Origin of the sequence: Streptomyces nymphaeiformis, assembly GCF_014203895.1 — a bacterium.
In the GTDB taxonomy this organism is placed as follows: Bacteria; Actinomycetota; Actinomycetes; order Streptomycetales; family Streptomycetaceae; genus Streptomyces; species Streptomyces nymphaeiformis.
This window is the reverse complement of sequence record NZ_JACHJY010000007.1, coordinates 476,030-494,330: the sequence shown is the minus strand read 5'-3', so window position 1 is coordinate 494,330 and position 18,301 is coordinate 476,030. Positions and strand designations below refer to the sequence as shown.

Genomic DNA, 18,301 nt, shown 5'->3' with positions numbered 1-18,301 from the left:
GCATGACACGAAGGCCGCTACGCGGTCGTGAACTCCGCCGCCGCGTCCACCACGCCGGGCACCGCCCGGGTGAGCCGCAGGGCCAGATCCGGGGATACGGATGGTGGCAGGCGTCCGGCCAGCGTCACCACCCCGTCCGTGACCCGTACGGTGAGTGCGGCGTCGCCTTCAGCGATCAGGTGCGTGAGGAGTTCGTGCCTCACGTCCTCGGCGAGCTCGGCGTCGGAGCGTAGGTAGACCTTGAGCAGGTCGCCCCTGCTGACGACACCGACCGGGCGGCCTTCCTCGTCCACCACGGGGAGCCGCTTGAGACGCCCACGCCCCATCAGCCGCGCCGCCCCCGCCATTGTGGCGCCGCGCGGCACGGTGACGGCCGGCGCCGACATCAGACTGCCCGCCGTCACCGGACCCGCCCCGTCGCCGTCCTCTCCCGGAACCTTGCCGAGTACGTCCGCCTCGGACACCACGCCGACCACCCTCCCCTCGGCCGACAGCACGGGAACCGCGCTCACACCCCAGCGCCGCATGGACTGGACGATTTCTTTGACCGGTGCGTCGAGCCTGGCGGAGACCATCGCGTGGGTCATCACGTCGTCGACGGTGCGTGGGTGCTTCATGACCGGCCTCCGGTACTTCTGCGCCCCCGAATCCTGTTCCTGCGAGGGTGTCGCCGCTGGGCGGCGGGCGACAAGGGCCGAAAGGGGCACGGCGTGACCCGGCCGGCCCTGGCCCGGCCGGTCGACCGGTGCTTTCCTGAAAGTGAGGAGGGGCCCGCCCCAGGGACGCGGGGAAGCGGCGTTCGAGCCGTGCACCGCGCGATCAGGATCCGCGAGAAGCGGATGGGCCCCTCCTCCTGTCGTGTCACCGCGTCGCCTCTCCAAGTGGTCTGGGCGGGAAGTGGTCTGGGCGGGCCGAGTCTGGGGCCGACCGGCCCTACCCGGCTCCTCCAGCCCGGTGCGAGCGTGGCAGCAGGCCACCCCGCGACCTGGAAAGGCGGTGGGCGCGATGGAATCGCCCCTGGTGGTAGGAGTCGACGGGTCCGACCCCAGCCTCACAGCGCTGGACTGGGCAGTCGACGAAGCGGTACGGTACGGGCTTCCGCTGCGGATCGTCCATGCCTCGCTCTGGGAGCGGTACGAGGGAGTCGTGCCTACCTGGGCCACGGACCGGCCGTCGGGCCAGATCCTCGCCGAGAACATTGTCGGCATCGCGGCCGAACGCGCCCGGCGCCGCGCACCCGATCTCCCTCTCGCCACGGCTGTCCTGGCCGAGGACGCGTCCACCGCGCTGCTCAGGGAAGGGCAGGAGGGAGCGATCCTCGTCGTCGGATCCCGCGGGCGCGGCGAGTTCGCCGACCTTCTGCTCGGCTCCGTCGGCCTCATTGTGGCCGCCCGGGCTCACTGCCCGGTCGTCGTCGTAAGAGGGGATCGGCACGCCCTGGAGGCGCGCCATGGACGCGTGCTGCTCGGCGTCGGAGAGCACGACGTGGACTCGCCCGCCGTGCGTTTCGCCTTCCGTGAGGCTGCAGCCCGGGACGCGGAGCTGGACGTCGTCCGCACCTGGCGACGGCCGGCCCACGAACCGATCGACCACCCGCTGTTGAGCGGCAACCGCGCGATCCACCTTGCTGAACAGTCCTCCGAACTGCTCGACAAGGCCCTGGAGGCCGCGGTGACCGAACATCCCCGGGTGCGCCTGCGCAGGGCCATACTCGAGGGCCCCGCCCACAGGGTGCTGACCGAGCGCTCCGCCGCCGCCGACCTGCTGGTCGTCGGGGCCCGGCGCCGGGACGGGCTCGTCGGTCTGGAGCTCGGCAGGGTCGCCCACCGAGCCCTGCACCACGCCACGTGTCCGGTCGCCGTCGTACCCCAGCGGCATCCCGAGAGTACGGAAGGAGAGCCGTGATGAACACAGCCGATGACCGGCACGCCCCGCACGCCACGAGCGACCTCGGCCGCCGCGTCGCGGCCAAGCGGGCACAACTTGGCCTGTCCCGGGAGGACGTGGCAGACCGGGCCGGCACCACGCCCGGCTACATCGCCTACCTGGAGGGGCGGGTGCCCACTCCGGGGATCGAATTCCTGGTCCGCCTCGCGAACGCGCTGGAGACCACCGTCCAAGACCTCACTGGATCCACGGCAGACCTCGCGCCGGGCGGAGGCCGCGCCGGGTATCGGCCACGGATGGAGGAGATCGACGAGGCCGAGTGCTGGGAGCTGCTCGACGACCACGGCGTCGGCAGGATCGCCGTCGAAGGACGGGACGGGCTCATGGTGATCCCCGTGAACTACCAGGTCGTCGACGGGCAGATCGTCTTCATGACCGCAGCGGACTCGTCCCTCGCGCGCACCGCGGCGTCCGGTGCGGAAGTCGCCTTCGAGGAGGATCGCCTGGACGAAGCCTTCAGCCAGGGGTGGAGCGTGCTCCTCGTCGGTCCGGCACGAACGGTGTCGGACGCGACCTCAGTACGGAGGATCAGGGACGCCGTCCACTCGGAGCCGTGGGCCGGGAACGGGCGGGACACCGTGGTGACACTCTCGCCGCGCCGGGTGACCGGCCGCCGTATCCGTGTGCCGGGTGCGCCCGGCACGCCCCTGGGGCAGCCGATCAAGGGCCGTCCCGTCAGCGATCTCTGAGCGCCAGGCAGGCTCGAATCCACTGGGCCGCCGGGCGCGCCCGGCGGCCCGTAGGCATCAGACCTGGTGCACACTGCCGACATGGCTGAGGACGAGGCGCAGGTCAGCCCACCTGACTCGCTGCTGCAGTTGATCGACAATCTCGCGCGGTTCCATCGCGAGCATGAGAAGTACTACGCACAGGCGCCGTTGCGGCAGGCCGGCGACCTGCAGGCGCGGTCTCGTGCGCTGAAGGCGCTGGCCGACCGGTGGAGCGTGATCGGCGTGGGTGAGCATGCGTCGGAGATCGCGTTCGCCGGAACGGAGGACCTGAATGCTCCCGGGCTCGTTGCGGAGTCGGGGATCCTCTTCATGGAGGGGGAGGGCGAGCCGGCAGAACTGCAGAGGTTGAAGCGTGAGGTCGGGCTGCTGGCGGACGACCTGGAGCAGACGGGCGTCTGGCTGGCCGAGGCGATGGAACAGGCGTGGGAGATGGCGGGGGGGCCTGGCTGCCTATCCCGCGCTGGCCGACCTGCTCGGGGAGCGGCACCGGATCATTGCCGACGACTGGCAGTCGGCGGGTCTGCAGACACTGATCGCGCGGCTGCTGCGACGCGCCCTTGACCTGCTGGCCCGCGTCGACTTCGCTCCGGCGGCGCTGCGGGCCGACCTGCGGGGCGAGCGGACGGCCCCTGCCTACCTCTATTCGGCTTCGGAACTGCTCGACCGGGCGGCGGATCTGATGGCGGAATCGGCGATCCTGGTGCACGACAACGAGCGACGCTGGCGCGTCTTCCGCGCCCGGGTGCATGCGTTGCGGTCCGCATAGACCGAGCGGTCCATCCGTGGCGTCGTCATCGCCGCCCTGGTCATCGCTGTCATTGCCGTGTAGAAGGGCTGCGACGCCGGGCAAGGCAAGGGCTGTTTCGCGGCTACCACCGCATCGACTTGCTCTGCCGACGCCGAAGCGGACGCGTGCGGCAGGAGTCGCCTCTGTCTTCACAACAAGGGGACGACGGCGACCGGAGCGGGGCTGTGGTGGATGACCGCGTGGGCGACGTGGCCGAGATGCGCGCCGAGGGGCACCTTCCGGCTCCGTCGTCCCACGATGACGAGTTGCGCGGTCTGCGACGCCTCGACCAGCTGGTAGGCAGGCGAGCCCACCACCGCCGTGGCCGCCACGTCCACACCCGCGTACCGCTTCCGCCACGGTTCCACCAGGTCCTCCAGACCCCCGAGGAGGTGGCCGCCCAGCTCCTCGCTGATCCCCGGGTCCATGACGGCCGCGTAGCCGTACGACGCGGGAAGCGTCCAGCTGTGCAGGAACCGCAGCGGCATGCCCCTGCGGGCGGCTTCATTGAAAGAGAACGCGAGCAGGGCTTCGCACGGATGGTAGATGTCGACGCCCACCACGATCCCGCCTTCGGGAGCCACTGAGGCGCCCTCCGCGCGCACAAGAACGACAGGCCGGCGCGCCGAGCCGACGACGGCAAGGGAGACCGAGCCGACGATGAAGCCCCGGACGCCACCGAGCCCACGCGATCCGAGCACGGTCAGATCCGCCTCGTTCGCGGCGGCCGTCAGTTCCTCGGCCGCCCGGCCACGCGCCCGCTTCGTGAGCATCTCGAGGCCGGGATGTTCCTTCCGCACGCGGTCCGCCTCGTCCCGCAGGAGACTCTCGGCCCGATCGGCCAAGGTTCGGGCGTACGACAGGGTCACCTCAGGGGTGTTCGGCCACTCCTCCACGTGCACCAGCCGGAGTGGCACTTCGCGGAACACGGCTGCCGTCGCCGCCCACCCCACGGCGGCGAGGCTTTCCTTCGAGCCGTCGAGACCGACGGTGACCTGGGCCGTCATGGCGTGCCTCCTCAGTCGTGACCGCTCCGTCCCAAGCGTGGCCCGGATCGGAGAGGACGTCCCGAAATTCAGGCTGGCGGTCCCGTGCCTCCCGGCAGCAGGGCCGGGCAGGTCTCGATCGGGGCCGAACGGCCCATCCCCGGGAGGCCGGCCACGGTGTCAGCGTGGGAGGTGTCGCCCCTTGGGACGTGCTCCCGAACGGAGGGCGTACGGAGGTGGAACCATGACAAGCGAGATCCCCGCTCGACCGGAGCTCGGCAACGTCGTCGTGGGAGTCGACGGGTCCCCCTCCGCGCGCACGGCCGTGCTCTGGGCCGCAGCCGAGGCGCACCGACGCGGTCGGACCCTGCACCTCGTCCACGCCGCCGACTCCGACCGTCGGGCCCTCTTCGCCAATGCCGAGACGATCCAGGCAGTACGCGAAGCGGGTCGAAATTTGCTGATCGAGACCGAGAGCACGGTCCACGAGCGCTTTCCGGACCTTGCCGTCACGAAGGAATTGAGCCGCCAGGAGCCCGTCGCCGGTCTCCGGGCGGCCGCCGGCCACAGGGGCACGATCGTGGTGGGCAATCGGGGGCTCGGCGGTTTCTCGACCCTCATGCTCGGCTCCGTGGGTCTGGGGGTGGCGGCCCGCGCCGAGACGCCCGTGATCGTCGTCCGTGGTGACGGCGACCGCCCCGAGTCGGGCTCGGTGACGGCAGCCGTGCACGGCGCCTCGGACGTCGGCTGGCTACTCGTCGCGGCTGCCGAGGCCGACGCCCGCAAAGCGGTGTTGCGACTGGTGAGCGTCTGGAACGTGCTCACCCACGTGGGCAGCGTCGCGACCATGCTGGACGACCTCGACGAGATCGCGCGGCAGCGCGCGCACGAGATCAAGGCGCTCGCCGACCGCGTACGTGACTTCTATCCCGGGCTCAACGTCAGCCATCACGTCGAGACGGGGACGAGTACGCCCGGGACCCTGGTCGAGGCGACCGCCCACACCGATCTGCTCGTGATGGGCAGAGAACACCGAGTTCTGGGCGCAGGCCCGTCCCTGGGGCGCGTCGCCCACGTCCTGCTCCACCACGCCCACGCTCCGGTGGAGATCGTCCCACCCACCTTTGCCACACGGGTTGAGGAGCTGTGAACGAGATACTGCTCGGAATCGACCCCCGGGAGCAGTCGATCCCCGCTCTCGTGTGGGCCGCCGCCGAGGCCGTACGGCGAGGACTGACGCTCCGCCTGGTCGTCGCCGTACCGCCCGCCCACAACGGGCTCCGGTACGACGCGCTCGCCCACCAGAGCGCCCTGCGCCTCCGCGCGGAGTCCGCGATCGCCAATGCGGAGGACCTCGTACGGGAACTCCACGCTGGTCTGCGGATCGCGACGGAACGCGTGAACGGTGTGCCGGCGACCGTACTCCGCGATCTGGCGGCGCACGCCGCACTCGTCGTCGTCGGCTCGCGCCGTCTCGGCAGGGCGGCCGAGGTGTTCAGCGAGAGCTCCGTGGTCGTCCCGCTCACCGCGCGCGCCGCCTGCCCCGTCGTGGTGGTCCGCGTACCCGAGCACACCGCCGTGCACCCACCGACCCTCGTCGTCGGCGTGGACGGTAGCCCGTCGTCACAGGCCGCGGTCGCCTTCGCCGCCGCGGAGGCGAGCCTCCGCGAGGCACGACTGCGCGCCGTCTGGGTCTGGCCCCCTTCCCTCCTCGCTCATGACGATGCGGACGAGGGTCTGGCCGAGCGCCGTCGGCTGCTGGCCGAGTCGGTGGCGGGGTGGGCGGAGAAGTACCCGGACGTCGCCGTCTTCCAAGAGGTCCTTCGGGGACACCCGGTCGAGCAACTCGCCCTGGCGTCCCAGGAGTCCCTCGCCCTGATCGTCGGCCGAAGAGGTCGTGGCGGGTACTCCGGCATGCGGCTGGGGTCGACGGTCCACGGCCTGCTGCACCGCGTCATGTGCCCGGTGATCACCGTCCCCTTCCCGCAGCGCGGAGAGCGGCCGGGCGACCCGGCATGGGCCGACCGGTCCCGTTTCCGTACGACCGACCGGCCCCGGCCCGTTGACCCGCTCGGCACTGGGCCGCTACGGCTTCCTCGCGGGACGGTGGGTCGAGAGGACGACCTCGGTCCGTCCGCCGGTTCCCCGGAGAGGTGAGCACCATGCAGCGCATCCGGATCAGCCCCCGGCCCCGAGAGCCCCGCAGGCCGAGCCCCCTCGATCTGCGGACACCGTCCGGCAGACCGCTCCCGTACTGAGGGGCGCCCGAGAGCCACGGAGGATGTCATGGCACCGACGCGTCGCGTCGTACCGTTCACCGAGCTGGACCGCTCGGACGTCGGCCGGGTGGGAGGCAAGAACGCCTCACTGGGAGAGATGACCAACCGGCTCGGCGCCGCCGGCATACGCGTACCACCGGGCTTCGCCACCACCGCCGAGGCGTACGAGGAACTTCTCGCGGGCCACGGACTGCGCGACTCCGTCGAGGAGCAGATCGGCCGTCTGCACCAAGGGGCCCCGCTCGACGAGGTCGGGGCGGCCATCCGTTCGTTCTTCCTTGCACAGCCACTGCCCGCGCCGCTGCGGGACGCCATCCTGACCGCGTACGAGCGGCTTGCCGAGGAGAGTGGCCGGGAGACGCCCGAAGTGGCCGTACGCAGCAGCGCGACGGCCGAGGACCTGCCCGAGGCGAGCTTCGCCGGGCAGCAGGAGACATACCTGAACGTCCGTGGGACCGATGCGCTCCTGGAGGCGTGCAGGCGCTGCTACGCGTCCCTGTTCACCGACCGAGCGATCGACTACCGCGAGCGGATGGGCTTCGACCACATGGCCGTCGCCCTCTCCGTCGGCGTCCAGCTCATGGTCCGCTCCGACCTCGCCGGGGCCGGGGTCGCCTTCACCCTCGACCCGGAGAGCGGCTTCACCGAGGTGATCGTGGTGAGCGCCGCCTGGGGTCTGGGCGAGACCGTCGTCAGCGGCCAGGTCGATCCCGACGAGTACACGGTGTTCAAGCCCAGCATGAAGGACCCCGCCCTAAACCCCGTGATCGATGTGCGGATCGGCAGCAAGCGACTCAAGACCGTGTACGCGGACACGGGAATGACCCGCACCCTCGACACCCCCGACGCCGAGCGGAACCAACGCGTCCTCGCCGATGCGGAGATCCGCGAGCTCGCCGCGTGGGCGGCGGCCGTCGAAGAGCACTACGGCTGCCCGATGGATCTCGAATGGGCCAAGGACGGCCTCACCGGCGAGCTCTGGATCGTGCAGGCGCGCCCTGAGACCGTGCAGTCTCGCCGGCGGTCCACGACCCTGCGACGCTGCCGGCTGACCGTCGTTCCCGGTGAACCTCTGGTGGAGGGCATCGCGGTGGGCGAGGCGATCGGCCAGGGTCCCGTCGTCGCCCTCGACGCCCCCGTCGACCTCGACCGCTTCCCGCAGGGCGGGGTTCTCGTCACCCGCGTCACCGACCCCGACTGGGAACCGGTCATGAAGAGGGCTTCGGCGATCGTCACCGACCATGGCGGACGCACCTCGCACGCGGCCATCGTCAGCCGCGAACTCGGCGTCCCCGCTGTCGTCGGAACCGGCAACGGCACCCAGATTCTGCAGGACGGCAGGCAGGTGACCGTCTCGTGTGCCGAGGGCGAGCGCGGACGGGTTCACGAGGGCCTGCTGGCGTACGAGGAGATCCTGACCGACCTCGCGGAGCTGCCCGCCACGCACACCCGGGTGATGCTCAACCTGGCTGACCCGTCGGCCGCGTTCCGCTGGTGGCGGCTCCCCGCCGACGGAGTGGGCCTCGCGCGCCTCGAGTTCATCGTCGCTCACCAGGTGAAGGTCCACCCGATGGCTCTGCTGCACCCGGAGCGACTCGATCCACAGGACCGACATGTGATCGACCGGCTCACGGAGGGGTACCTCGACCGCGGGCAGTACTTCGTCGAGCACCTTGCCCATGGCATCGCTCGGATCGCAGCCTCCCGCTGGCCCGCACCCGTCGTCGTACGGACCAGCGACTTCAAGACCAACGAGTACGCCAAGCTCCTCGGCGGCCGGCCCTTCGAACCCGACGAGGCCAACCCCATGATCGGCTGGCGCGGCGCGAGCCGGTACTACAGCGACGGCTACCGTGAGGGGTTCGCCCTCGAATGCCGTGCGCTGCGCCGGGTCCGTGAAGGGATGGGGCTGACGAACGTGGTCGTCATGATCCCGTTCTGCCGGACCCTCGGCGAGGCGGACCGGGTGCTCGCGGTGATGGCGGAGGGGGGACTCGTACGGGGTGAGAACGGCTTGCGCGTCTACGTCATGGCCGAAATACCGGCCAACATCATCCTCGCTCAGGACTTCGCGGAACGCTTCGACGGGTTCTCGATCGGCAGCAACGACCTCACCCAGCTCACCCTCGGCGTCGACCGCGACTCGGAGGCTCTCGCCCACGTCTTCGATGAGCGTGACCCCGCCGTCGTCCGGAGTATCCAGACCCTCGCTGCCCGCGCCCACGCGGCCGGCCGCCCTGTCGGACTGTGCGGGCAGCGGCCCAGCGACGATCCGGCTTTCACCGCGATCCTGGTCGACGCGGGTCTCGACTCCATCTCCGTGGCACCGGACAGCTTCGCTGCTGTCAAACGGCACGTGGCGCGCGCGGAGGCGGCGCTCGGAGACGGCGCTGGTCGAAGGAAGGAGTGACCGTGCCCAGGAAGACACGGAACCGAGGCACCCGGGACAACGGGCCGTCGGTCGAACTCGGTCGACAGGTGGCCGCGGACACGCGGCGTGGGCGCCCCAGGAATCACCAGCCGCCCGCAGAGGGGGCGAGCGGGCGTCCCAAGCGCCCGGTGCACACCGTCAGCGTGTCGACGCTATTCCTCTGAACCGACGGTGAAGCGGCCGGATCGCGAGCAGGGGGCCTGAAAGGAGGACGCGGCCATGACGACCGCAAGGGAGATGATGCACGCCGGCGCGAGCTGCGTGCAGGAGAACGAGACCCTGATGGACGCGGCACGCCGCATGAGCGAACTCGACGTCGGCGCACTGCCCATCTGCGGGCCGGACAACCGGCTCCACGGCATCATCACCGACCGGGACATCGTGGTGAAGTGCCTCGCCAAGGGCAAGGATCCCCACCACATGACGGCCGGACTCCTCGCCCAGGGCAAGCCGGTCACGGTCGACGCGGACGCCGACAGCGAGAAGGTGCTCCGCACCATGCAGGAGCACCGCATCCGCCGCGTACCCGTGATCGACGACCACCGCCTGGTCGGCATGATCAGCGAGGCAGACCTGGCGAAGCACCTGCCGGAGGAACGGGTCGGCCAGTTCGTCGAAGAGATCTGCCGCTGACAGCACCAGAGCCGTGGTGCCATGGGCCTATCGGTCCAGGTGCGGCCCGTTCGGCCCCGTCGGACAGCCCTCTTGGACGCTGCGCCACATGACCTCACGGGCGGACGATGGGGTTACGGAGGCGGACCGGCCCCCGTAATCCGGTCCACCGCCCGTCCGCACCGACTCGGGTCCTCGGCGACCGTCCTGGGCCCCGAAACGAGGAGCAGAACAATGGCCGGAGGCAAGGTGGAACGCAGTCACAGCCTGTTCCCAGACTTCGACACCTGGTTCAACCGTGAGTTTCCGGGGCTGCCCGGATGGCGCCCCGCGACGGCTGCGCACTCCATCCCGGTAGAAGTGTCCAGCGGCGCCGGCGGGTACGTGCTGCGGGCCGAACTGCCCGGAATGGACCCCGACGATTTCACCATCACCGTCGATGACAACCTGATCACGGTGAGCGCGGAGCACAGCGAGAGCGAGGAGGACAAGGAGCACTCGGAGTTCCGCTACGGATCGTTCCGCAGGACCGTGCGTCTCCCGGCCACGATCCCGGTCGACGACGTCGAGGCGTCGTACGAGGACGGCATCCTCACCATCCGCGTTCCGATGCCCGAGGAGAAGACCGGCGCCGCACGCACCATCCCGGTGAAGCGAGGCGGTACCCCGCCCGGAGGAGCCACGTCGTGAACCCAAGCGAGTCCTGGTCGCCTACGGCAGCAAGCACGGCGCGACCAGGGGGATCGCCGACGAGATCGGCCGGACGCTCCAGGCCGACGGCTTCGAGGCCGTCGTCCTGCCGGCCGACGTCGTCTCCGACGTCAGCGGCTACGACGGAGCCCTCTACGCCGGGCACTGGAACGGCAAGGCGCGACGGTGCGCCCGGCGCAACGCCGACCAGCTCCGCCATCGGCCCGTCTGGCTCTTCAGCAGCGGGCCCATCGACAGCTCCGCCGAGCAGCACGACATCCCGCCGGTACCCGGCGTGGCCCGCCGGATGAAGAAACTCGGCGCCCGGGAGCACATGACCTTCGGGGGCGCTGTGACCGCCGAGACGCCCGGCCGCATCAGCCGGTCCCTGGTCCGCCACGGCAAGGGCGGAGACTTCCGCAACCCGGAACGGATCCAGGACTGGGACCACCACATCGGGACCGAACTCGGCACCACACGCTGACCGGTCTCGTCGGCCCGTCCTGGAGGCCACTCCACCCAGAGGTGCGACATGGACCACCGCAAGCGGTCGGAACCGCGACCCCCGGCGTCCGGGCTGGGACCCCGCGGGCGCGCCGCACTGATCCTCGTCCTGACGATCTCCTTGATCTGCGGCGCCGTGGCCACCGCGAGCCTTTGGAGCGCCGGCGCCAAGGCCGACCGTGAACTCGCCACCCACCGCCACCAGGTGCAGGCAACCACCACCGGGACGGCCAAGGACCCGCCCGTCGCCACCCGGTACGGATCGACACCGCGGGCGCTCGCACCTGCGGTCTGGGAACAGCCTGAGCACGTCCGTCGGTCCGGCACCATCCACGTCCCTCCCCGCACGCCCCAGGGCCGCACGGTGACGATCTGGGTGGACGACACCGGCACCCCCGCACGCCCCCCGGGTAGCGCCGCTGACCGCGCGCTGACCTCACTTTCGGGCGGCAGCGTTGCCACGGCCTCCGTCGGAGCGATCGGGGCTGGCGTTCTCGCCCTTGTACGACGGCGGACCGAAGCCCGCCGGCTCGCGGTCTGGGAACAGGAGTGGGAAGAGGTCGAACCCGTGTGGTCCGGTCGGCTCCGCCGGGGGAAGGCGCCGGGGACCGACGATGACTGACCGCGCCGCCACGGGCCGGGCGGCCACGCCCAGCGAGGCGCTGCCCTTCGACCCCAGCGAGCCCCTGCCCAGGCTCCGCCGGGAACTCGCCACAGGACCGGACGGGCTGTCCGCCCGCGAGGCCGCCCGCCGGCTCGCCGTCCACGGACCCAACGAGGTGCGGCGCAAGGCCCGCTCCTCTTTCGCGCGAGAGCTGGTCGGGCAGCTGGTCCACCCCCTCGCCCTGCTGCTCTGGGCCGCCGCCGCACTGGCCTTCGTCGCGGATCTCGGAGTGCTCGGTTGGGCGATCCTGGCGGTCATCGCCGTCAACGCGGCTTTCGCGCTGCTCCAGGAACGGCAGGCCGAGCGGGCGGTGGAGACCCTCGCCCGGTACCTGCCCGCGCACGCCCTCGCCGTGCGCGACGGCCGGCCCCTCACCGTGGAGGCCCGCGACCTGGTGCCCGGCGACGTGATCCTCCTGGAAGAGGGCGACAAGGTGCCCGCCGACGCGCGCGTCACCGAAGGAGGAGTGGAAGTCGATCTGTCGATGCTCACGGGGGAGTCCGTCCCCGCCGAACGCATGGCCGCGGCCGGTCTCCTCGGTGCCCCGCTGCTGGAGGAGCCGAACCTCGTCTTCAGCGGGACGACCTGTGTCGAGGGACAGGCTCGGGCCATCGTGTTCGCCACCGGCAACCACACCGAGCTCGGCCGGATCGCCGCCCTCAGCCAGCGGACCCGGCGCGAGGCCAGCCCGTTGGAACGACAGGTCAGGAAGGTCGCCTGGCTCATCGCCGGCGTTGCCACCGGCATGGGAGCCGTGTTCCTCGTCCTGGGGGTGGCTGTCGGACTGCCGGTGACCGACTCCCTCATGTTCGCCATCGGGCTCCTCGTCGCCAACGTCCCCGAGGGTCTGCTTCCGACCATCACGCTGGCCCTCGCCGTGGGCGTCCGCGCGCTGGCTCGCGAGGGCGCCCTGGTGAAACGACTCAGCGCCGTGGAGACTCTCGGCTCCACGAACGTCATCTGCACGGACAAGACCGGCACGCTGACCCGCAACCGCATGCGCCTGAGAGCTCTCTGGACGGCGGGGCACGGAGCGGAACCCGGGCCCTGGGCGCAGGAGCTGGTGCGGGCGAGTGCCCTGTGCACCACCGTCACCCGCGAGGAGGAGGGCGAGCTGCACGGTGATCCGACCGAGGCCGCCCTCGTCACCGGGGCCGCCGACCACGGGGCCCCTGTGGACCTCGCCCGGCGCGACGCGGAACGGCGGGGACTGTTCCGCTTCGATCCGCGACTGCGGCTGATGTCGGTCGTGCAGGAAGACGAGGCGACGGGTCACCTGCGGATCGTCGCCAAGGGAGCGCCTGAAGCGGTCCTGGCACGTGTCCTTCCCGGCTCCGCCACGGACGCCGCCCGCGCGGCGGCGGAGGAACTGGCCCGGGGCGGCATGCGGGTCCTCGCCGTCGCCGCGCGTGACCTCCCGCCGGGCGCTCGGGCGCCGGCACAACGCCCGGACGCCGAATCGGGACTGACGCTGCTCGGTCTGGTCGGACTGTACGACCCGCCGCGCCCCGAGGTGACGGAGGCCGTCCGCCGCTGCCACGAGGCCGGGATCCGGGTCCACGTCGTGACGGGGGACAGCGGAGCCACCGCCGCGGCCGTCGCCCGGGAGGTGGGCATCGGAGTCCCCAGCCTGCACGTGGTCGCGGCTTCCGAGTCGCTGCGCGACGACGAGCTCGACCGACTCCTCGTGGAAGGCGACGCCGAGATCGTCTTCGCCCGCTCCTCGCCCGAGACGAAACTCAAGGTGGCGGACACCCTGCGGGCCCACGGCCGGATCGTCGCCATGACGGGTGACGGGGTCAACGACGCCCCCGCGCTGCACCGCGCTCACATCGGGGTGGCCATGGGACGCTCCGGCACCGACGTGGCCCGCGAGGCCGCCACCATGGTCCTCACCGACGACGACTTCGCCACCATCGTGACCGCCGTCGAATCCGGGCGCCGCGTCTACGACAACGTCCGCAAGTTCATCGTCTACATCTTCGCCCACGCCACCCCGGAGATCGTGCCCTTCCTCGTCTTCGCGCTCTCCGCCGGCGCCGTCCCGCTTCCCCTCACCGTCCTGCAGATCCTCGCCATCGACCTCGGCACCGAGACCCTGCCCGCCCTCGCCCTCGGCCGGGAACGCTCCGAGCCCGGCATCATGCAGCGGCCGCCCCGACCACGGCACCAGGGCGTGATCTCCCGCGACATGCTCGTCCGCAGCTGGGGCTACCTGGGCCTGGTGTCGGCCGCCCTCGTCATGGCCGGCTTCTTCTACGTGCTCTGGCGCGCGGGCTGGCAGCCGGGCGATCCCACGGGTACGGGCAGCCCCCTGCACCACGCCTACGTGACAGCCACCACGGCCACCTTCGCCGGCATCGTCACCTGCCAGGTCGGTACGGCCTTCGCGGCCCGCACCGACCACGCGGCACTCCGCGACATCGGGGTGTTCTCGAATCCGCTGCTGCTCGCAGGTATCGCCTTCGAACTCGCGTTCACCGCCGCCCTCGTCTACGCGCCCCCGCTCCAGCACCTCTTCGGCACGGCCGCCCTACCCCTGGACGTCGTTCTGCTCATCGCGACGTTCCCGGTCCTGGTGTGGGGCACGGACGAGCTGCGGCGCGCCAGGCGGCGCCGTCAGCGCGCGGCACCCACGACCGGCTCGTAACCACCCTGGTCGAGACGGAACGGCGGATAGGCGTCCGTCATGAGGCTCGCGTAGGCGGCGACGCGCAGGACCCAGCGGTTCAGGCCGACGATCAGGGCGAACAGGTCGCGCGGATACCGGTCGGTGAAGGCCACGGCGAAGCCTGCGATAAGCGTGAGCAGCGTGATCAGGCCGCCGCTCCACCAGTGGACCTCCATCCCGCCGGTGAAGAAGGCGATCACCAGGTAGTGGGGGATGGCGAGCAGCCACCACTTGACCAGCACCTGCGAGCGGGAGAGCCGCTCCGGATAGACGATGTCGAGCCGAGCGGGGTAGCCGGGCTCGGGGCCCAGGCTGAAGGGCGGGTAGCGGTCGGTGCCGAGGGCGCCGTACGAGTAGTACGACACTCGCCATGACCAGCGGAGCACACCGAGGTTGAAGTCGAACAGGCCCCGCGGGAAGCGCTCTGTGAAGAGGATGGCGAAGAACGCGATCACCGTCACGACGAGGAAGGCGATCCAGAGGAAGAACAGCACGATCCAGTGGGGGATCACCAGGATCCATTTGACCAGCCACAGCCAACGGGACAGCCGGCTGTCGAGTTCGGCCGTCACCACCACAGGAGCATGCGGGGTGGTGCTCGGGGTGTTCATGATCGTCCCTCCTTCGGCAGGTCGTCGTCTTCGTACGTGAGCCGATCGATGACCCCCACGACACCGTCGACGCTGTTGCAGAGCCTGAGAATCACCGGCACGAGGCTTCGGCGCCGTACCGTGCCGCTGAGCGTGACCCGGCCGTCCACCACCTCGACCGACAGGGCGGACGGGCTCAGCCCCAAGGTGTGGGTGACCACGTCCTCGACGATCTCCTCCTGGATCGCCCGGTCCCTGCGCAGGAACAGCTGGACGAGGTCGCTGCGGCTGAGGATGCCCACGAGCTGCCCTTCGTCGTCGACCACGGGCAGGCGCTTCACCCCCGCCCGGTCCATCACGCGGGCGGCCCGCACCACGCTCCACTCAGGTCGGGCGACGATGGCGGGGCTCGACATGAGCGCGCCCGCGGTGTCGAGCCGGGCCCCGGCGGCACGGCGGCGTACCAGGTCCGCCTCCGAGACAACGCCCAGAGGCCGGTTCGACTCGTCCACCACGCACACCGCGGTGATGTCGAACTCGTCCAGGAGTCGTGCGATCTCCTTGAACGTCGTGCCCGGTACGACGCTGACCGCCGTGGGTGTCATCAGATTCGCAACGCTGCGGTGCCTCATCGCCTGTCACCCTCTGCTGTGAGTTCGCACCGTACGTCCACGATGCCTTCGACGGCGCGGGCCAGGCGGGCTGCGAGCGGGATGAGCGCGCTGTCGCGGACCTCGCCGGACAGTGTCACGACTCCGGCGTCGACACGGACCTCGACCCGACGATGAGAGAGGGGGAACAGGTGCTCGACGACGTCCTGGCGCACTTCGGTGGCGAGGTCCTCGTCCGGGCGGAGGAAGACCTTGAGGAGGTCGGACCGGCTCACGATCCCCTGGATGACGCCGCTCGCGTCGACGACCGGTAGCCGTTTCACGCGATGGGCAGCCATGAGGCGGGCGGCCTGGGGCAGGGACGCACCGAGAGCGACGGTGACAGCGGGCGAGGTCATCAGGTCCTCGGCCCGGTGAGACCCCGCCTTGGCCGTGGCGTCGAGGCGCCGCATCTGTTCCACGAGACCCAGGCGGTGGTCGTGGAGCTCCTCCTTGAGGAGCAGGTCGGCCTCGGAGACCACCCCGACGACGCGGCCCTCGCCCTCGACGACCGGCACGGCGGTCACCTTCCACCGCTCCATGGCGGCGACGATCTCCTTGAACTCCGCACCGGGCTGGACGGCGACCACCTTCTTGGTCATCACGTCGGCGACGGCGAACGGCTGGGTGGCCATGACTCTGTCTCCTCATCGGGCGTAGGCCAGGGGTTCCGCGCCGATACGCGGCATGAGGTCGTCCAGCAGGCGGTCGCGGGCGGACAGGAGCCGACGCGCCATCGCCGCGGCGACGCACGCGAAGACCGCCTCGCCGACGGCCGCGTCCTCCGTGCACAGCTCCCTGACGGCCTGGGCGTCGAACTCGAGGGCGTGGACCTCGGTCGTCGCCGTGGCGCCGAGGTGCCAGATGTGCGGGGGCATGATCCAGGAGCAGCCGAGGAGCGCGCCGGACGCGAGGGTGTCCACGACGGCGTTGCGGCGCCCGGGGACGTGCATGTCGAGCTCGACCCGGCCGGTCTCGATGATCCAGAAGCGGTCTGCGTGCTGCCGCTCGCGGAAGATACGCGTCCCGGCGGGGAATTGCACCGTGCGAGCGTGCTCCAGTAGCCGGTCACGCGCCTCGGGAGCGAGTTCGTTCAGCAGCGTCCTCGTGGTGGTCATGAGGTCCTCCAGCCCTTTCCCACAGGCTCGCCCGGGTCGGGTGCCGTCCGGGAGGGCCGCGCAGGTCCCACCCGGGGCCAAAGGGCCCCCGTCAGCGGACCAGGACGGCCTCCCCGGAGCGGGGCACGACGGCCGTCCAGCCCAGTTCGTGGTCGATGCGGTCGCGCAGCGCCTCGGAAGCGGCCGGTTCGCCGTGGACGAGGTAGGTGGTGTGCGGGGGAGGGGCGGCGCGCAGCCAGTCGATGATCTGTCCGGCGTCGGCGTGCGCCGAGAAATGGGGTACGTCGGCAACCTCGGCCCGTACGGGCACGTACTCGCCGAACATCTTGAGCGTCCGGGCACCGTCCACGAGGTCCCGCGCCCGGGTGCCGGCCGCGGCGAAGCCGACCACGACGACCGCGTTGCGCGGGTCCGGGAGCAGCCGGTGCAGGTGGTGCAGGACGCGGCCGCCAGTCGCCATGCCGGCCGAGGAGACGATGACGGCCGGCCCGTGGACCTCGTTGATCTCTATGGACTCCTGGACGGTACGCGCGGCGAGGAACGGCTCCGGGCTCAGCGCGGCACCCCCCTCGGCGAGGATCTCCGGCCGCAACTCGGGGGAACGCTCGCGTACCGCGTCCCGGTAGACGTCGAGTGCGGCCAGGGCCATGGGGCTGTCCACGTACACGGGCACCGACCGGGGCAAGACGCCCGTCTCACGCAGCAGGGTCAGTTCGTGGAGGACGACCTCGGTACGGTCGATCGCGAAGGCGGGGATGACAACGGTGCCGTTCCTGGCGGTGGTCCGCGCGATCACGGCGGCGAACTCCGACCGGGCGGACTCCTGGTCGTGGCGACGGTCGCCGTACGTGGACTCCATCAGCAATACGTCGGCGCCGGAGAACGGCTCGGGCGGCAGCAGCAGCGGATGTCCGGGCCGCCCCAGGTCCCCGGAGACGGCCAGGGTGTGCCCGTCCTCCAGCGTCATGTGGGCCCAGGCCGAACCCAGGATGTGCCCGCCGTGGTGCAGCGTCAGCCGGGTGCCGGCCATGATCTCCACGTCCTCGCCGACCGGGACAGGGTCGAAGAACGCCAGCGTCTTCTCCACGTCGGAGTCGTCGTACAGCGGCTTGGCCGGCCGGTGCTTGGACCAGCCGTGCTCGTCGGCGTGCCGGGCCGCCTCCATCTGGAGCCGGGCGCTGTCACGCAGCACGATCCCGGCGAGCCGGGCCGTGTGGGCGCTGGTGAGGATCGGTCCCCGGAAGCCCTGCCGGACCAGACGCGGCAGATAACCGCAGTGGTCCAGGTGGGCATGGGTGACGACCACGGCGTCGACGTCCGCGGCGTCACGGGCGAACCGTTCCCAGTTGCGGCGCCGCAAGGTCGCGAAACCCTGGAAGAGACCGCAGTCGAGGAGGATCCGCGCATGGTCGCTCTCGACCAGGAACTTGCTTCCGGTAACCGTCCCCACACCGCCCAGGAAACTGAGCAGTGCGGGCCGCAGAGCGGTGGGAGCGGCGTTCGGGGCTGCCTCGGACATGGCCAGCCCTCCTTCGGAGTGGACCAGCCTCCACCTTCGCATCCGGACCGGCCCGGTCCGGAGGTCCGAGCGGGCCCTTTTCGGGGGCCGACCGGCTCATGTGCCGGCGAAGGGCTCCGCGG

At 71.1% G+C, this 18,301-nt stretch carries 18 protein-coding genes; 11 read left to right on the top strand and 7 right to left on the bottom strand.

The annotated features are described in order from the left end of the window. Positions 1-17: 17 nt before the first annotated feature. On the bottom strand, positions 18-617 hold the full coding sequence (locus tag GGE06_RS25720; RefSeq protein WP_184931893.1) for a CBS domain-containing protein: 600 nt from the start codon (positions 615-617) through the stop codon (positions 18-20). A gap of 388 nt (positions 618-1,005) precedes the next feature. Between GGE06_RS25720 and GGE06_RS25715 the strand changes: the two genes are divergently transcribed. The 3 genes from GGE06_RS25715 to GGE06_RS25705 all read left to right on the top strand — a co-directional run bounded on the left by GGE06_RS25715 (position 1,006) and on the right by GGE06_RS25705 (position 3,239). Continuing rightward, on the top strand, positions 1,006-1,905 hold the full coding sequence (locus tag GGE06_RS25715) for a universal stress protein (protein ID WP_184931892.1): 900 nt from the start codon (positions 1,006-1,008) through the stop codon (positions 1,903-1,905). Then, entirely contained in the window at positions 1,905-2,636 is a 732-nt protein-coding gene (locus tag GGE06_RS25710; RefSeq protein WP_184931891.1) for a helix-turn-helix domain-containing protein, read from the top strand. Before GGE06_RS25715 ends, GGE06_RS25710 begins: the two co-directional genes overlap by 1 nt. An 81-nt stretch (positions 2,637-2,717) precedes the next feature. Then, the gene (locus GGE06_RS25705; RefSeq protein ID WP_246532740.1) at positions 2,718-3,239 is read left to right on the top strand and encodes a hypothetical protein; all 522 of its coding nucleotides are present in this window, start codon (positions 2,718-2,720) and stop codon (positions 3,237-3,239) included. 375 nt (positions 3,240-3,614) lie between these two features. Here GGE06_RS25705 and GGE06_RS25700 read toward each other — a convergent pair whose 3' ends face one another. Next, on the bottom strand, positions 3,615-4,472 hold the full coding sequence (locus GGE06_RS25700) for a universal stress protein (RefSeq protein WP_184931890.1): 858 nt from the start codon (positions 4,470-4,472) through the stop codon (positions 3,615-3,617). A gap of 223 nt (positions 4,473-4,695) precedes the next feature. On the opposite strand from GGE06_RS25700, the gene GGE06_RS25695 reads away from it, so the two are divergent. The 8 genes from GGE06_RS25695 to GGE06_RS25660 all read left to right on the top strand — a co-directional run bounded on the left by GGE06_RS25695 (position 4,696) and on the right by GGE06_RS25660 (position 14,281). Next, a complete protein-coding gene (locus tag GGE06_RS25695; RefSeq protein ID WP_184931889.1) occupies positions 4,696-5,601 on the top strand; it encodes a universal stress protein in 906 nt (301 codons plus the stop codon). After that, positions 5,598-6,608: a universal stress protein gene (locus GGE06_RS25690; protein WP_184931888.1), complete on the top strand. Its 1,011-nt coding sequence runs from the start codon at positions 5,598-5,600 to the stop codon at positions 6,606-6,608. Before GGE06_RS25695 ends, GGE06_RS25690 begins: the two co-directional genes overlap by 4 nt. A gap of 129 nt (positions 6,609-6,737) precedes the next feature. Further along, a complete protein-coding gene (gene ppsA, locus GGE06_RS25685) occupies positions 6,738-9,140 on the top strand; it encodes a phosphoenolpyruvate synthase (protein ID WP_184931887.1) in 2,403 nt (800 codons plus the stop codon). A gap of 240 nt (positions 9,141-9,380) precedes the next feature. After that, complete coding sequence (locus GGE06_RS25680; protein WP_132916206.1) at positions 9,381-9,794, top strand: CBS domain-containing protein; 414 nt, start codon at positions 9,381-9,383, stop codon at positions 9,792-9,794. Positions 9,795-10,007: 213 nt separating this feature from the next. Beyond that, positions 10,008-10,463 carry an Hsp20/alpha crystallin family protein gene (locus GGE06_RS25675; protein ID WP_184931886.1) on the top strand — a complete coding sequence of 152 codons (456 nt, stop codon included), beginning with the start codon at positions 10,008-10,010 and terminating at the stop codon, positions 10,461-10,463. 13 nt (positions 10,464-10,476) lie between these two features. Beyond that, positions 10,477-10,947, top strand: coding sequence for a flavodoxin domain-containing protein (locus GGE06_RS25670; RefSeq protein WP_184931963.1), 471 nt, complete (start codon positions 10,477-10,479; stop codon positions 10,945-10,947). 48 nt (positions 10,948-10,995) lie between these two features. Beyond that, the gene (locus tag GGE06_RS25665; RefSeq protein WP_184931885.1) at positions 10,996-11,589 is read left to right on the top strand and encodes an Rv1733c family protein; all 594 of its coding nucleotides are present in this window, start codon (positions 10,996-10,998) and stop codon (positions 11,587-11,589) included. Then, the gene (locus tag GGE06_RS25660; protein WP_184931884.1) at positions 11,582-14,281 is read left to right on the top strand and encodes a cation-translocating P-type ATPase; all 2,700 of its coding nucleotides are present in this window, start codon (positions 11,582-11,584) and stop codon (positions 14,279-14,281) included. The genes GGE06_RS25665 and GGE06_RS25660 overlap by 8 nt, the downstream gene beginning before the upstream one ends. Here GGE06_RS25660 and GGE06_RS25655 read toward each other — a convergent pair. From GGE06_RS25655 to GGE06_RS25635, 5 genes are all read right to left on the bottom strand, one after another. Further along, positions 14,251-14,913: a DUF4389 domain-containing protein gene (locus GGE06_RS25655; RefSeq protein WP_184931883.1), complete on the bottom strand. Its 663-nt coding sequence runs from the start codon at positions 14,911-14,913 to the stop codon at positions 14,251-14,253. The genes GGE06_RS25660 and GGE06_RS25655 overlap by 31 nt on opposite strands. After that, the gene (locus tag GGE06_RS25650; RefSeq protein ID WP_184931882.1) at positions 14,910-15,524 is read right to left on the bottom strand and encodes a CBS domain-containing protein; all 615 of its coding nucleotides are present in this window, start codon (positions 15,522-15,524) and stop codon (positions 14,910-14,912) included. The genes GGE06_RS25655 and GGE06_RS25650 overlap by 4 nt, the downstream gene beginning before the upstream one ends. Next, positions 15,521-16,177: a CBS domain-containing protein gene (locus GGE06_RS25645; protein ID WP_184931881.1), complete on the bottom strand. Its 657-nt coding sequence runs from the start codon at positions 16,175-16,177 to the stop codon at positions 15,521-15,523. The genes GGE06_RS25650 and GGE06_RS25645 overlap by 4 nt, the downstream gene beginning before the upstream one ends. A 12-nt stretch (positions 16,178-16,189) precedes the next feature. Next, positions 16,190-16,660, bottom strand: a complete 471-nt coding sequence (locus GGE06_RS25640; RefSeq protein ID WP_184931880.1) for a cyclic nucleotide-binding domain-containing protein — start codon at positions 16,658-16,660, stop codon at positions 16,190-16,192. Positions 16,661-16,751: 91 nt separating this feature from the next. Then, positions 16,752-18,179 carry an MBL fold metallo-hydrolase RNA specificity domain-containing protein gene (locus GGE06_RS25635; RefSeq protein WP_184931879.1) on the bottom strand — a complete coding sequence of 476 codons (1,428 nt, stop codon included), beginning with the start codon at positions 18,177-18,179 and terminating at the stop codon, positions 16,752-16,754. Positions 18,180-18,301: the final 122 nt, after the last annotated feature.

Excerpts from the sequence above, each read along its gene's own strand:
- GGE06_RS25665 (WP_184931885.1), top strand. The coding sequence starts at position 10,996 with ATGGACCACCGCAAGCGGTCGGAACCGCGACCCCCGGCGTCCGGGCTG.
- GGE06_RS25700 (WP_184931890.1), bottom strand. The coding sequence starts at position 4,472 with ATGACGGCCCAGGTCACCGTCGGTCTCGACGGCTCGAAGGAAAGCCTC.
- GGE06_RS25655 (WP_184931883.1), bottom strand. The coding sequence starts at position 14,913 with ATGAACACCCCGAGCACCACCCCGCATGCTCCTGTGGTGGTGACGGCC.
- GGE06_RS25695 (WP_184931889.1), top strand. The coding sequence starts at position 4,696 with ATGACAAGCGAGATCCCCGCTCGACCGGAGCTCGGCAACGTCGTCGTG.
- GGE06_RS25640 (WP_184931880.1), bottom strand. The coding sequence starts at position 16,660 with ATGACCACCACGAGGACGCTGCTGAACGAACTCGCTCCCGAGGCGCGT.
- GGE06_RS25705 (WP_246532740.1), top strand. The coding sequence starts at position 2,718 with ATGGCTGAGGACGAGGCGCAGGTCAGCCCACCTGACTCGCTGCTGCAG.
- GGE06_RS25675 (WP_184931886.1), top strand. The coding sequence starts at position 10,008 with ATGGCCGGAGGCAAGGTGGAACGCAGTCACAGCCTGTTCCCAGACTTC.
- GGE06_RS25710 (WP_184931891.1), top strand. The coding sequence starts at position 1,905 with ATGAACACAGCCGATGACCGGCACGCCCCGCACGCCACGAGCGACCTC.
- GGE06_RS25635 (WP_184931879.1), bottom strand. The coding sequence starts at position 18,179 with ATGTCCGAGGCAGCCCCGAACGCCGCTCCCACCGCTCTGCGGCCCGCA.
- ppsA (WP_184931887.1), top strand. The coding sequence starts at position 6,738 with ATGGCACCGACGCGTCGCGTCGTACCGTTCACCGAGCTGGACCGCTCG.
- GGE06_RS25720 (WP_184931893.1), bottom strand. The coding sequence starts at position 617 with ATGAAGCACCCACGCACCGTCGACGACGTGATGACCCACGCGATGGTC.
- GGE06_RS25715 (WP_184931892.1), top strand. The coding sequence starts at position 1,006 with ATGGAATCGCCCCTGGTGGTAGGAGTCGACGGGTCCGACCCCAGCCTC.
- GGE06_RS25680 (WP_132916206.1), top strand. The coding sequence starts at position 9,381 with ATGACGACCGCAAGGGAGATGATGCACGCCGGCGCGAGCTGCGTGCAG.
- GGE06_RS25645 (WP_184931881.1), bottom strand. The coding sequence starts at position 16,177 with ATGGCCACCCAGCCGTTCGCCGTCGCCGACGTGATGACCAAGAAGGTG.
- GGE06_RS25650 (WP_184931882.1), bottom strand. The coding sequence starts at position 15,524 with ATGAGGCACCGCAGCGTTGCGAATCTGATGACACCCACGGCGGTCAGC.
- GGE06_RS25660 (WP_184931884.1), top strand. The coding sequence starts at position 11,582 with ATGACTGACCGCGCCGCCACGGGCCGGGCGGCCACGCCCAGCGAGGCG.